This window comes from Diaphorobacter ruginosibacter (assembly GCF_040396215.1).
GTDB lineage: Bacteria > Pseudomonadota > Gammaproteobacteria > Burkholderiales > Burkholderiaceae_C > Diaphorobacter_A > Diaphorobacter_A ruginosibacter_A.
Genome location: NZ_JBEBOW010000113.1, coordinates 1 through 12,749, shown reverse-complemented (window position 1 = coordinate 12,749; position 12,749 = coordinate 1). Strand labels below are relative to the sequence as shown.

At 64.6% G+C, this 12,749-nt stretch carries 13 protein-coding genes; 8 read left to right on the top strand and 5 right to left on the bottom strand.

Translation table 11 applies throughout. The features are described from left to right. Window positions 1-125: 125 nt before the first annotated feature. Window positions 126-428: a 30S ribosomal protein S20 gene (rpsT, locus tag ABWP92_RS13355; protein WP_353235880.1), complete on the bottom strand. Its 303-nt coding sequence runs from the start codon at window positions 426-428 to the stop codon at window positions 126-128. A gap of 240 nt (window positions 429-668) precedes the next feature. Between rpsT and murJ the strand changes: the two genes are divergently transcribed. From murJ to ppk2, 3 genes are all read left to right on the top strand, one after another. Continuing rightward, window positions 669-2,234 carry a murein biosynthesis integral membrane protein MurJ gene (gene murJ, locus ABWP92_RS13350; RefSeq protein ID WP_353235879.1) on the top strand — a complete coding sequence of 522 codons (1,566 nt, stop codon included), beginning with the start codon at window positions 669-671 and terminating at the stop codon, window positions 2,232-2,234. Window positions 2,235-2,344: 110 nt separating this feature from the next. Then, window positions 2,345-3,202, top strand: coding sequence for a SirB1 family protein (locus ABWP92_RS13345; protein ID WP_353235878.1), 858 nt, complete (start codon window positions 2,345-2,347; stop codon window positions 3,200-3,202). 115 nt (window positions 3,203-3,317) lie between these two features. Continuing rightward, window positions 3,318-4,232 (top strand): polyphosphate kinase 2, encoded by a 915-nt coding sequence (gene ppk2 / locus ABWP92_RS13340; RefSeq protein WP_353235877.1) that lies wholly within the window; start codon window positions 3,318-3,320, stop codon window positions 4,230-4,232. 115 nt (window positions 4,233-4,347) lie between these two features. Here ppk2 and ABWP92_RS13335 read toward each other — a convergent pair whose 3' ends face one another. The 3 genes from ABWP92_RS13335 to purM form a co-directional block, all read right to left on the bottom strand. Further along, the gene (locus ABWP92_RS13335) at window positions 4,348-4,740 is read right to left on the bottom strand and encodes a universal stress protein (RefSeq protein ID WP_353235876.1); all 393 of its coding nucleotides are present in this window, start codon (window positions 4,738-4,740) and stop codon (window positions 4,348-4,350) included. Between the two features lie 258 nt (window positions 4,741-4,998). After that, window positions 4,999-6,087 carry an AI-2E family transporter gene (locus tag ABWP92_RS13330; RefSeq protein WP_502907533.1) on the bottom strand — a complete coding sequence of 363 codons (1,089 nt, stop codon included), beginning with the start codon at window positions 6,085-6,087 and terminating at the stop codon, window positions 4,999-5,001. Between the two features lie 21 nt (window positions 6,088-6,108). Then, window positions 6,109-7,158 (bottom strand): phosphoribosylformylglycinamidine cyclo-ligase, encoded by a 1,050-nt coding sequence (purM, locus tag ABWP92_RS13325; protein WP_353235874.1) that lies wholly within the window; start codon window positions 7,156-7,158, stop codon window positions 6,109-6,111. Between the two features lie 400 nt (window positions 7,159-7,558). On the opposite strand from purM, the gene hda reads away from it, so the two are divergent. Genes hda through folK form a run of 4 tightly spaced genes read left to right on the top strand, consistent with a single transcriptional unit; the run spans window position 7,559 to window position 11,167 of the window. After that, a complete protein-coding gene (gene hda, locus ABWP92_RS13320; protein ID WP_353235873.1) occupies window positions 7,559-8,254 on the top strand; it encodes a DnaA regulatory inactivator Hda in 696 nt (231 codons plus the stop codon). A gap of 59 nt (window positions 8,255-8,313) precedes the next feature. Then, window positions 8,314-9,015, top strand: coding sequence for a histidinol-phosphatase (locus ABWP92_RS13315; protein WP_353235872.1), 702 nt, complete (start codon window positions 8,314-8,316; stop codon window positions 9,013-9,015). Next, a complete protein-coding gene (pcnB, locus tag ABWP92_RS13310; RefSeq protein WP_353235871.1) occupies window positions 9,012-10,640 on the top strand; it encodes a polynucleotide adenylyltransferase PcnB in 1,629 nt (542 codons plus the stop codon). The genes ABWP92_RS13315 and pcnB overlap by 4 nt, the downstream gene beginning before the upstream one ends. A 17-nt stretch (window positions 10,641-10,657) precedes the next feature. Further along, window positions 10,658-11,167 (top strand): 2-amino-4-hydroxy-6-hydroxymethyldihydropteridine diphosphokinase, encoded by a 510-nt coding sequence (folK, locus tag ABWP92_RS13305; RefSeq protein ID WP_502907534.1) that lies wholly within the window; start codon window positions 10,658-10,660, stop codon window positions 11,165-11,167. 99 nt (window positions 11,168-11,266) lie between these two features. Here folK and ABWP92_RS13300 read toward each other — a convergent pair whose 3' ends face one another. Further along, the gene (locus ABWP92_RS13300; RefSeq protein ID WP_353235869.1) at window positions 11,267-12,244 is read right to left on the bottom strand and encodes a tripartite tricarboxylate transporter substrate binding protein; all 978 of its coding nucleotides are present in this window, start codon (window positions 12,242-12,244) and stop codon (window positions 11,267-11,269) included. Between the two features lie 179 nt (window positions 12,245-12,423). On the opposite strand from ABWP92_RS13300, the gene ABWP92_RS13295 reads away from it, so the two are divergent. Continuing rightward, window positions 12,424-12,749 (top strand): four-helix bundle copper-binding protein (locus ABWP92_RS13295; protein WP_353235868.1); only part of this gene is annotated, 326 nt, incomplete at its 3' end.

Genomic DNA, 12,749 nt, shown 5'->3' with positions numbered 1-12,749 from the left:
GGGTCGGCCCGGCAACAAAAAAACCGCCTCGCGGCGGTTTCTTCGTTTTGCTGACAGCGCACCCGTTACAAACGGCGGGCCATTGTTCTTGCGTCCAATGTCCCGGGCTGTTTGCCTGAAGAGAGTCAGGCGGCTGCTACTGCCAGGGCCTTGACCTTGGCGGACAGGCGGCTCTTGTCGCGAGCTGCCTTGTTCTTGTGGAAGATGCCCTTGTCGGCGATCGTGTCCAGAACGGACTGGGCCTTGGCGAACAATTCTGTTGCCTTGGTCTTGTCGCCAGCCAGAACGGCCTTTTCGACGTTCTTGACTGCGGTACGGTACTTCGAGCGCAGCGAGGTGTTGGCTGCGTTCAGCTTGATGTTTTGGCGTGCGCGCTTGCGGCCGGAGGCCAGGCGGGGGTTCTTTTTCTTTGGCTTGGATGCCATGATGATTTCCTTTGAGTGTCTGAGGATGTTGCCAGCAAAGCCGAGTATTATAGCCTGAAAGTTCTCTTTTGGGGCGGCTCGGGCGCCACAGGGAAGGCCAACGGTTCGGACAGGGCGTTCGCTGCCGGCTCCCGGGGGGCCGTTGCGGGCGTCCGCCGGAAAATTGTCAGCAGATCTTTCCTGGCCGTCATTTCACTCTGGAAAAGCGCTTTGCGCGCTCCTGCTGCGCATACACTGGCGCCCGTGTCATTGTTCAAAGCCGCCTCCACAGTCTCGCTGCTGACCCTCGCTTCGCGCGTTCTGGGGTTGGTTCGGGATCTGCTCATGGCCTCGATGTTCGGGGCCAACGTCATGACCGACGCGTTCAACGTCGCGTTCCGCATTCCCAATCTCTTCAGGCGTCTGTTCGCGGAGGGCGCGTTCAGCCAGGCGTTCGTGCCGGTGCTGGCCACGCACAAGGCGCAGCAGGGCGATGAAGAGACGTTCAGGCTGGTGAGCGATGTCACGACCGTGCTGTTCTGGATTCTGCTCGTTACCTGCGCTGTGGGCGTGATCGGCGCGCCGGTGCTGGTGTGGCTTCTGGCGAGCGGCCTGCGGACGACGCCCGGGGGCATGGAAGCCGCCGTGCTGATGACGCGCTGGATGTTTCCCTACATCGGGTTCATGTCGCTGGTTGCGCTGTCGGCGGGCGTGCTCAATACGTGGCGCCGGTATGCGGTGTCCGCGCTCACGCCGGTGCTGCTGAACCTGAGCATGATCGGCGCGGCCTGGCTGGGCGCGCCGGTGTTCGCGCGCCACGGCATCGAGCCGATCTATGCGATGGTGGCCGGCGTGATGATCGGCGGCGTGCTGCAACTGGCGGTGCAGTTTCCCGCGCTGGCCCGGCTTGGCATGTTTCCGCGCGTCGGCTGTTCGATAGAGGCCTTTCGCCGCGCGTTTGCCAACGAGGGCGTGCATCGCATCCTCAAGCTCATGGTCCCGGCCCTGCTGGGCGTGGGGGTCGCGCAGTTCTCGTTGATGATCAATACGCAGATCGCGTCGTATCTGGCGCAGGGCAGTGTGACGTGGCTGTTCTACGCGGACCGGCTCATGGAGTTTCCCACGGCGTTGCTGGGCGTGGCGCTGGGGGTCGTGCTCACGGCGCAATTGGCGACGGCCAAGGCCAAGGGAGATTTGCAGAAATACTCATCCATGCTCGACTGGGGTTTGCGGATCGTCGTGCTGCTGAGCGTTCCATGCGCCATCGGCCTGCTGTTTTTTGCGCAGCCCCTGGTCGCCACGCTGTTTCATCACGGCAAGCTGACGGATGGCGACGTGCGCCAGATCTCCATCGCGCTGCAGGGATACGGAGTGGGGCTGCTGGGCCTGGTGGCGGTGAAAGTGCTCGCGCCGGGCTACTATGCCGTGCAGGACATCCGCACTCCGGTGAAGATTGCCGTGGCGGTGCTGATCGTGACGCAGATGCTCAACCTGGTGCTGGTGCCCGCGCTCGCGCATGCCGGTCTCGCGCTCTCCATTGGCCTTGGCGCGTTGATGAACGCGTCCTGGCTGCTGATCGGCCTGCTGCGGCGCGGCAGCTATCGGCCGGAGCCGGGCTGGGGCAGGTTTCTCGCGCAGGTGACGGCGGCGGGCGTGGCGCTGGCGGTTTTCCTGTGGTGGGGCAACCAGCACTTTGACTGGATCGCGCTTCGCGCGCGCGCATTGTGGCGTGTTGGCCTACTGGCGGCCTTGCTGATTGGGTCTATCGTGGTGTACTTCGGGGCGCTCTGGGCGCTCAGGCTGAATCTGCGCAAGATCCTGCGCAGGTAATTTCCGCGAAAAGCGGGCAGCCGGGCGGCTTCCAGGGCTGATGTTCGACTGGATAATGGAACTGAACCTGGTGTGTCATGCACCAACGCTCAGGAGCTGAGGCAACGTCTATGTCACTGCAATTCAACGTCCCCACGCCGCTGGAGTATTTCACCTGCCTGGTGCAGGAGGGAGGCCGGCAGGAGTCCATTCCGCTGCTCGAGGCGGCCGCATGCATTGCGCAGGATGCCTATCCGCAATTGGATGTGCAGCAGGTCCTGGATGAAATGGATCAGCTCCAGGCGCGGCTCAAGCGCACGGTTTCCGAGAGTGCCGAGCCGGTGCGCAGGCTGAATGCGCTCAACCAGTTCTTCTTCAATGAGCTGGGGTTCAGCGGCAACCTGAACAATTACTACGACCCCGACAACAGCTATCTGAACGCCGTGCTGCGCACGCGCAGCGGCATTCCCATCTCGCTGGCCGTGCTCTGGCTGGAACTGGCGCAAAGCCTGGATCTGCGCGTGTATGGCGTTTCGTTCCCGGGGCATTTCCTGGTGCGGGTGCAATTGCCCGAAGGCCAGGTCGTCATCGATCCGACGACTGGCCGCTCGCTCTCGCGCGAGGATCTGAGCGAACGCATCGATGCCTTCATTCCCAAGCAGGACGGCGAAGGAGCCGAGATCGAGTTGTCGGAATATCTGCGGGGCGCTTCCGCCAGGGAGGTCCTGGTGCGCATGCTGCGCAATTTGAAGGAGATCCATCGCGCCGAAGGCGACTGGCAGCGCCTGATCGATGTGGAATGCCGCCTGATCGCATTGCTGCCCGACGCATGGACCGAGTGGCGCGACCGTGGCTTCGCTCATGTGGAGCGCGGCCACATGAAGGAGGCGATCAGCGATCTGGAGACCTATCTTCTGCACGAAGGCTCCTCGATCGACGCGGAAGCCATCCAGGAGCTGCTGCTGCGGCTGCGTGAATCGCAAAGCTGAGCGCGGCGACAGGCGGGAGCCGGCCCCGTGTGTCGGTAATGTGACGGACGTAGGAATGTCACATGCCTGTCATCGTGGTTCGTCATGATCGGAGTGTGTTTGTAGGCCAATCCCTATGTTTCAAAACTCTGCACTAGCACCCCAGGAATTCATGCAGCGCATGGCCGACGATCTCATGGACAGCTACGACGAGGAGCTCGAGCTGGAGGTCGACGATCGCTTCATCGAGGAGATTGGCTCCAGGCCGGCGGTGGACAATGAAGCGCGCCGCAGCTATTTCAGGAACCTGTTCCGCCTTCAGGGAGAGCTGGTCAAGCTGCAGGATTGGGTTCAGCAATCGCGCGAGAAGGTCGTGATCCTGTTCGAGGGACGCGACGCGGCGGGCAAGGGTGGAGTCATCAAGCGCATCACCCAGCGCCTGAATCCGCGCGTGGCCCGGGTGGCTGCGCTTCCCGCCCCCAATGACCGCGAGCGCACGCAGTGGTATTTCCAGCGCTATGTATCCCACCTGCCGGCGGCCGGGGAGATCGTGCTGTTCGACCGCAGCTGGTACAACCGCGCGGGCGTCGAGCGTGTGATGGGCTTTTGCACGGAAGATGAATACGAGGAGTTCTTCCGCAGCGTGCCCGAATTCGAGAAAATGCTGGTGCGCTCCGGCATACGCCTCATCAAGTACTGGTTCTCCATCACCGATGAAGAGCAGCATCTGCGGTTTCTCGGACGCATCCACGACCCGCTCAAGCAATGGAAGCTGAGCCCCATGGACCTGCAAAGCCGCGTGCGCTGGGAGGAATACACCAAGGCCAAGGAGGCGATGCTGGAGCGCACGCACATCCCCGAGGCGCCGTGGTGGGTGGTTCCCGCGGACGACAAGAAGAAGGCGCGGCTGAACTGTATCTCGCACCTGTTGTCGCAGATTCCCTATGCGGACGTGCCGCACGATGAGGTGGTGCTGCCCGAGCGCGTGCGCCATCCCGACTACATCCGCCAGCCGGTGCCTCTGGAAATGATCGTGCCGCAGACCTACTGACAGGTCGGCAGCCAGGCCGGCAGCCGCCTGCAAGATAAAAGACCGCGCGGCCCCGGGAGGGAGCCGCGCGGTCTTTTGCGGGTGTCTGAAAGGCGTTGTCGGTGCGGGGCCGGAATCAGGCGGCCTTCACGCACAGCACGGGACAATCCACGCTCATCAGGATCTCCTGCGCCATGCTGCCCAGCAGCAGCTTGCCCACGGCGGTGCGCTTGCGCAGGCCGATCACCAGGACGGTGACCTTCAATTCGTTGACCAGGTTGTCGATTTCATCGATGGCGCTTTTGCCGCGCACGAACTGCTTGAACTCGGCCTTGATCGGCAGGGTCGCCAGCCGTTCCTCGACGCGTTCGGCCTCATAGCCGCTGATGAGGGCCGGGTCTTCCTGATGGCCGCCGGGGCCGGCGTTCACCACAACCAGGGCTTCGTTGCGGCGCGTGGCGATTTCTATGGCCTTGTCCAGGGCGGCTCGGCCCTCGGGACGTGCGACATAGGCAACCAGAATGGTCATTGCAAGGTCTCCAATTTCTCTGAGTGATTCAGGCGATAGTTCCGTTGGTGCTTGTGATTGGCCACATGGAGGTTCAACGCGAATTCCGACATGGATGCCTGAAACTCCACGGACGCCTGCCAGCATAGCCTATGCATGCACCAAATTGGAAGTGTGGAGAGGCTTTCAATGGCGGTATGTGACCGAATGAGCCACAAGCATCCGGGGATATTCTCGGGGCGCCCGCCGAACGGGGGGCGCGGCAAGGCGGCGCGGCGCTCAGACCAGCCGCTCGGCTTCCAGCTCTTTTTTCAGGTAGGCATAGAACAGCGGCGCGGCGACCAGCCCGGACGGGCCGAAAATCGCTTCAGCCACGAACATCACGGTCAGCAGCTCCCATACGCCCATGTGCGTGCGCGTGCCCACCACCTTGGCGTTGATGACGTATTCGGCCTTGTGGATCAGGATGAGGAAGGCCAGGCAGGCAGCCGCGGCGGCGGGGGAGACCGACAGGCCGACCAGCGTGAGCACGGCATTGCACAGCAGGTTGCCCACGATGGGGATCAGCCCGGCAAAGAAGGTGAGCGTGATCAGCGCGGGGGTGTATGGCAGCTTCAGCCCCCACAGCGGAAGAATCGCCAGCAGGAACAGGGCGGTCAGCACCGTGTTGAAGGAGGCGATCCAGAACTGCGCCGCCACGATCTGGCGGAAGGCCTCGCCGAACAGCGATATGCGCCTGACCAACTGGATCGCCAGCGGCCCGCGATGATTGCTGATGTGGCGTACCGCGGCGAGCGCGCCGATCAGCAGGCCGACATAGGCATAGAGCAGCCCGGTGAGCCACGCGCGGCCCGCCATGGCGAGCGCGCCCGCCTTGGCGCCCAGATAGCCCGCCATCATCTTCTGCAGCTCTTCGGCCCCATCGGGCAGCATCTTGCCGAGATCGGTCGGCAGCTTGTCGCGCAGCTCCAGCACCGTGATGGCCAGGTAGTTCAGCAGCTCCTTGTATTGCTGCGGGGCGTCAACGATGTAGGTGCGGGAATGCGACAGCGCCAGAGCCACCAGCAGCATGGGCGCCAGCACCACGGTTGTGGCAGCGAGCGCCGGCCCGAAGCCGACCTTGCCCGGTTTGCGCGGAAAGCGGCGGCGCACCCAGGTGAGCCTCACCGCCAGCCAGCGCGTGATGAGAAAGCCAAGGCATACGCTGAGCAGCCCCGGCAGCAGGCTGTAGTGCAGCACCATGAGCAGCGTGCCGGCCATCAGCAGATAGCTGGCCAGTTTCACCCCGCGCGAAGCGCCGTGCCAGGCTGCCTGGCGATGAGGTGGGGCGGGCACGGGAGGGGCAGGCGGAGGCGACGCGGGCTGCATGGATGACGACCGCGTCTTGAATCAGGCCACGACCACCGCGGCGCCGTCGCCGCGCTCTGCGATCGCGCCGATCCGATAGACCGTCTCGCCCAGTTCGCGCAGCGTGGCGGCGGTGGCTTCTGCGGCTTCCTCGGCCACGACGACCACCATGCCGATGCCGTTGTTGAACGTGCGGTTCATCTCGATGTCGTCGATGCCCGCCGTTTTCTGCAGCCAGGCGAACAGTTCGGTCTGGGGCCAGCTGCCGGCCTTCAGGTGCGCGGCAGTGCCCTGTGGCAGCACGCGCGGAATGTTTTCGAGCAGGCCGCCGCCGGTGATGTGGGCGAGCGCCTTGATGGGGTGTTGCGCCAGTGCCTGCAGCACGCTCTTCACGTACAGGCGGGTCGGCTCCATGACGGCCTGCCGGAACGGCTTGCCGTCGAGCGTGGCTGGAATGCCGCCGCTGGCCTCGGCGCGGTCGATGCATTTGCGCACCAGCGAAAAGCCGTTGGAGTGCACGCCCGCCGACGCCAGGCCCAGCACGACATCGCCGGGACGGACGTCCTGGCCGGTCAGGATCTTCGACTTCTCGACCGCGCCGACGGCAAAGCCCGCCAGATCGTATTCGCCATCGGGGTACATGCCGGGCATTTCGGCGGTTTCGCCGCCGATCAGCGCGCAGCCCGAGAGCTCGCAGCCCCTGGCGATGCCGCCGACGACAGCGGCGGCGGTGTCCACATGCAGCTTGCCGCAGGCGAAATAGTCGAGGAAGAACAACGGCTCGGCGCCTTGCACCAGCACGTCGTTCACGCTCATGGCGACCAGGTCGATGCCGACCGTGTCGTGCATGTTCCATTCGAAGGCCAGCTTGAGCTTGGTGCCCACGCCGTCCGTGCCGGAAACCAGCACGGGCTCCCGGTAGCGCTTGGGCACTTCGAACAGCGCGCCAAAGCCGCCGATCCCGGCCATCACTCCTTCACGCATGGTTTTCTTGGCCAGGGGCTTGATGCGCTCGACGAGCGCGTCGCCCGCGTCGATGTCGACACCAGCGTCTTTGTAGGAAATGGGAGTGGATGGGGTGGAGGAGCTCATGGATCGCAATTCTGGGGTGCTTGGAGCCTGCGCGGCAGGCAGAACAAGAGGATTTTAAGGGCTTGCCCCGATCCGCTGTGAATACCGCGCTTCATCGCCCTGGCAATCGTGGGCGAAGAAGCTTTCACGGCCGGATTTGTTGTGAATTTCACCCCATGAAAGGCTGACACGCCTCATGGCACTAAAATCAAACACTTCCCGCCTGCCATTCGCATTGGCTGCGCGGCTCTGGCGGTGCTTGTGACTCCATGGATTCACTCGATTCACCCACGGCGCCGTTTGCCGGCGATAGGGCCTCAGCTGTTTGTTCCATGCCACTAAATCCTGAGAACGTTGTTACCGCTCATCGCGCCGGAGCCTGGCCGCATGTCCGCGCGCGTACCGCCTGCGAGGTGATGGCGTGAAGCAGCTGGCTCTGGATATCGGCCTCGCTCCGGGGCCATCCTTCGACCGTTTCTTCGTCGGCACCAATGAGGAAGCGCTGGCGCATCTGCGCCTGTCCGTCGGCTCCGGTCACAACTACGTGCGTTCGCCGGTCCCCACCTACCTGTGGGGCGAGTGCGGCTGCGGGAAGACCCATCTGTTGCGTGCGGCATACGAAGCCTTGCGCGAGCAGGGGCAATCGGTGGGCTGGCTCGACGCATCGGTCGGCGACCCGGCGGCGTTCAGCGAGCGCTGGGTGACGGTGATCATGGATGAGGTGCACCTCTACAACAGCAAGCAGCAGGCGGCGGCCTTCAACTGGTTCATCAACGCGCTGAATCCTGCGGCCGGAAACCCGCGCTGGGTTCTGGCGGCAGGAGATCTGCCGCCGGCCGATCTGCCGCTGCGCGACGATCTGCGCAGCCGCCTGGGCTGGGGCCATGTGTTCCAGCTGCATCTGCTGGACGAGAACGCGCGCCGCAAGGTGCTGCGCCAGGAAGCGGACGCGCGCGGCGTGTTCCTGGCCGACGAGGTGATGGACTACATGCTCAAGCGTTTTTCCCGCGATCTGGGCAGCCTGATGCAGTTGCTCGGCAAGCTGGACAGCTATTCGCTGCGGGAAAAGCGCGCCATCACCATTCCGCTGCTCAAGGACATGCTGCAGCATGAATGAACCGGATGCCGGCCATGCCGAATGCAAGGGCGGCCTGGCATCCTTAACCAAGAAGAAGAATGAATTCAAGAAATCAGGTGCAACGGCCAAGGCTGGCGCTGTTTGATCTGGACCACACGCTGCTCCCGCTCGACTCCGACTTCGAGTGGGGCGAGTTTTCCATCCGCATCGGCTGGGCCGACAAGCAAGAGTTCGGACGCCGCAACCAGGCCTTCTATGAAGACTATGTGGCCGGCACGCTCGACGTGCACGACTACGTGCGCTTCGCAACCGAAGCGGTGCGCAGGCACGGCGCGCAGCAGGCGGCCAGCGCGCACGAGCGGTTCATGGACGAAGTGATCCGGCCTGCCATCCAGCCGGCGGCCCGCAATCTGTTGCGCTCCCACCATGAGGCGGGCGATGAAATCGTCATCATCACGGCCACCAACGAGTTCGTGACTGCCCCGATCGCCAGGGAGTTCGGCGTGAGCAACCTCATCGCCGTGCAACTGGAGCGCGATGCCTCGGGCTGGATCACCGGCGAGATCGACGGCATTCCCTCCATGCGCGACGGCAAGGTGCGGCGCATGGAGGCCTGGCTGAAGGAGCGTGGCCTGGGATGGGATGACGTGGAGTGCACTTTCTACAGCGACTCCGTGAACGATGTGCCGCTGCTGGAAAAGGTGCAGCATCCGGTTGCCACCAATCCCGACGCGCGCCTGCGCGCACTCGCGCTGCAAAAGGGCTGGCGCATTCTGGACCTGTTCCCCCAAAAGCCATGATCAAGACCTTCATAGACAAATTGCTGGGCAAGAAATCCGGCAGCTCCGCCGGGCGGAGCAAGAACCGCTTCGGCAAACGCGTGGACGTGCCGGTATCGGTGCATGGCATCGATCCCGAACTCGTGGACAAGCGCGCAAGCGATGTGGTCCGCACGCTCAAGCAGGCGGGTTTCGAGGCCTATATCGTCGGCGGCGCGGTGCGCGATCTGCTGCTGGGCCTGCGCCCCAAGGACTTCGACGTCGCCACCAATGCCACGCCCGAGCAGGTCAAGAATCTGTTTCGCCGCGCGTTCATCATCGGCAAGCGCTTTCGCATCGTGCACGTGGTGTACGGGCGCGGGCGCGAGCACGAGGTCATCGAGGTGTCTACCTTCCGCGCCTACCTGGACAATGCCGCCGCCGAGCGCGTCGCCGGCAACGAAAAGACCAGCAAGGCGCAGCTCGCGGGCATGCAGCACGCCGTGGACGCGAGCGGCCGCGTGCTGCGCGACAACGTCTGGGGGCCGCAGGACGAGGACGCGACACGCCGCGATTTCACCGTCAACGCCATGTACTACGACCCTGAAACTCAGGTCGTCGTGGATTTCCACAAGGGCATCGAGGACGCGAAGAAGAAGGTGCTGCGCATGATCGGCGATCCAGCCACGCGCTACCGCGAGGACCCGGTGCGCATCATCCGCGCCGTGCGATTCGCGGCCAAGCTGTCGCAGCGCGGCTTCAGGCTGGATGCGAAAACGGCCGGGCCGCTGGTCGAATCCGAGCACTTGCTGGGCGACGTGCCGCAAAGCCGCCTGTTCGATGAAATGCTCAAGCTGCTGCAGACGGGCCATGCGATGGCCTCGATCGAGCAGCTCAAGGCGCTGGGCCTTGCCAAGGGAATCTATCCGCTGCTGGATGTGGTGGTGGAGCGCGCGGGCAACCCGTTCGTGCAGGCCGCGCTGGCCGACACCGACCGCCGCGTGGGCGAGGGCAAGACCGTGGCGCCCAGCTTTCTGCTGGCCTGCGTGCTGTGGCAGGACGTGAAGACCGGCTGGGAGCAGCGCATGCAGCGCCAGCATGCGTTTCCCGCGCTGCAGGATGCCATCGACGATGTGTTCGACAAGCGTATCGGCGATGTTTCAGGCCGGGGCAAGCTCGCCGCCGACATGCGGGAAATCTGGGTGATGCAGCCGCGCTTTGAAAAGCGCAGCGGCTCCACGCCGCACGGCATGGTGGCGCACCTGCGGTTTCGCGCGGGCTTTGACTTCCTGCGCCTGCGCGCCGATGTGGGCGAGGTCGAGGAGCAGCTTGCCGACTGGTGGCAGAAGTTCCAGCTGGCCGATGATGCGCGCCGCGAAGACATGATCGAGCAGGTGCGCGAGGAACAGCGCGCAAGGCAGCGCAAGACGCAGACCGCCAGGCGCGCGCCCAAGTCCGGCGCCGCGGAGGCGGCCGAGCCATCCGCGAGCCAGCCCGCGGCGGCAGCCCGGACGAAGCCGAAGACGCCGCGTGAGCCCGAAGGCAGCTTCGAGCACATCGAAGTGGGCGATCCACCCGCGGCGGCCAAGAAACGCCGCCGACGCCGCCGCAAGCCGGGCGGCCCGCAAGAGGGCGAGGGCGGCCGCGCCAACGATTCGCAGGATTGAGCGGGACGGTGATGGCCATGTCCGCCCGGCCGCAAACCGCCTGGATCGGCCTGGGTGCCAACCTGGGCGATGCGCGCGCTGCTCTGTGCGGTGCGGTTCAGAGCATCGCCGCGCTGCCGGGCACGCGGGTGCTGCGCGTGTCGTCGCTCTACGGCAGCGCGCCGGTGGATGCCGCGGGGCCGGACTATCTGAATGCGATCGCCGAGATCGAAACGACGCTCGCACCGCTCGAGCTGCTTGATGCGCTGCAGAGGATAGAGCTCGGCGCGGGCCGTGAGCGCCCCTACCGCAACGCGCCGCGCACGCTGGACCTGGACATCGTGCGGTTTGGCGATGTGGCGCTCGATACGCCTCGCCTGACGCTGCCGCACCCGCGCTGGCGCGAGCGCGCGTTCGTGCTGCTCCCCCTGTCGGAATTGCTGGGCGGGCAGGTGATGGATGGGCTTTCCCTGGAGCAGCGCAATTCGGTGTCGCGGCAGCGCATCCAGCGTGTGGCGGATGCCGCGCTCTGGTGTCCGGCCTGCTGATTTCCGGGGATCGCTCTCCATGAAAAAAAGCTCTTGCGGAGCTACGCCGCAAGAGCTTTTTTCATTGACCGGCGCGGGGTGCGGGCTCGGCAATGGCGCTCAGTCCACCTTCGCGCCGGATGCCTTCACCAGCTTCTGGTACTTGGCGCGCTCGGCGGCCATGAAACGGTCGAATTCCTCGGGCGAAGTGGCCACCGGCTCGGCCATCATCGGCGCGAACTTGGCCTTGGTCTCGGGCGACTTGAGCGCGTCGGTGAAGGCTTTGTTGAGCTTGTCGATCACCGGTTTGGGCGTGCCCGCGGGCGCGACCAGCCCCCACCACGTATCGATGGAGAAGCCCTTGAACTTGTCCGACAGGGGCGCGACGCCCGGCAGCATGGGCGATGCTTCCAGCGAGGTGACGGCCAGCGCCTTGAGCTTGCCTGCCTTGATGTTGGGCGCGGCGGCCGCGAGGTTGTCGATGTTGAAATCGACTTCTCCGGCGAGCAGCGCAAGCTGTGCCGGGCTGGCGCCGCGATATGGAATGTGCAGCGCGTAGATGCCGGCGCGCTGCTTGAACATCTCGCCGGCGAGGTGCCCCGCGCTGCCGTTGCCGCCGCTGCCGTAGTTGAGCTTGCCGGGGTGGCTCTTGGCGTACTTGATGAGGTCGTCGACGGAATGGATGCCCATCTTTTCCGCGCGTGCGGCATTGACAACCAGCACATTGGGCACGCGGACCATTTGCGTGATGCCGGCGAAATCCTTGGCGGCGTCGTAGGGCATCCTGGAAAACAGCCATGGATTGACCGCATGCGTCGCAGTGGCCGCAAGGCCGATCGTCTGGCCGTCAGGCGCGGCCTTGGCGATGATGTCCGCGCCGATGTTGCCGCCCGCGCCGGCCTTGTTGTCCACGACCACCACGCCCAGGCTGTCGCGCACGCGCTCGGCCAGGATGCGGGAGGTGGCATCCAGCGGGCCGCCGGGCGCATAGGGGACGATGAGGCGGATGGGGGCATCCTGCTCGGCATGCGCCGCCAGCGGGGCTGCGAGCGCCATGGCGGCGGCTGCCGCCGTGATGATGAGGTTTCTGCGGTTCATAGGGCCTCGTATTGTGCTGAAAATCCTGACAATTGACAGAGGGTTGTTGCAACTTCCCTGTTCATATCGCAGTCATGTCCTACATGGCGGCGGGGCGCCGACTTCCTATAAACAGGTTTGCGGGACAAAATGCCCGGGAACGTTCTTGCCGATCAACCGTCTTCGGAGAAAGGAGCGACATGCTCGACGCACCCACCTCTTTGTCTGAATCGCGTTATTGGGATTGCATTGCGGCCTGCTCGCGCTGCGCCTTGCTCTGCGAGTTCTGCGCGGCTGCGTGCCTGCGCGACGTGCATGCGGAGCACATGCTCAATTGCGTTGCCGTGAACATGGACTGCGCGGGCGCATGCCGCCTCGCAGCCGCTGCGATGTCGCGCGACAGCGCGCACGTCCCTGCCATCTGCGAACTGTGCGCGCGCATCTGCGAGAGCTGTGCGGGCGAGTGCGAGAGGCACGATGCCGATCACTGCCAGGACTGCGCGGAAAGCTGCGAGCACTGCGCGGA

Bases quoted from the DNA above. Each gene is read 5' to 3' on its own strand.
- ABWP92_RS13345 (WP_353235878.1), top strand. From the start codon at position 2,345: ATGTCACTGCAATTCAACGTCCCCACGCCGCTGGAGTATTTCACCTGC.
- ppk2 (WP_353235877.1), top strand. From the start codon at position 3,318: ATGTTTCAAAACTCTGCACTAGCACCCCAGGAATTCATGCAGCGCATG.
- ABWP92_RS13330 (WP_502907533.1), bottom strand. From the start codon at position 6,087: ATGCAGCCCGCGTCGCCTCCGCCTGCCCCTCCCGTGCCCGCCCCACCT.
- purM (WP_353235874.1), bottom strand. From the start codon at position 7,158: ATGAGCTCCTCCACCCCATCCACTCCCATTTCCTACAAAGACGCTGGT.
- ABWP92_RS13335 (WP_353235876.1), bottom strand. From the start codon at position 4,740: ATGACCATTCTGGTTGCCTATGTCGCACGTCCCGAGGGCCGAGCCGCC.
- pcnB (WP_353235871.1), top strand. From the start codon at position 9,012: ATGATCAAGACCTTCATAGACAAATTGCTGGGCAAGAAATCCGGCAGC.
- ABWP92_RS13300 (WP_353235869.1), bottom strand. From the start codon at position 12,244: ATGAACCGCAGAAACCTCATCATCACGGCGGCAGCCGCCGCCATGGCG.
- ABWP92_RS13315 (WP_353235872.1), top strand. From the start codon at position 8,314: ATGAATTCAAGAAATCAGGTGCAACGGCCAAGGCTGGCGCTGTTTGAT.
- folK (WP_502907534.1), top strand. From the start codon at position 10,658: ATGTCCGCCCGGCCGCAAACCGCCTGGATCGGCCTGGGTGCCAACCTG.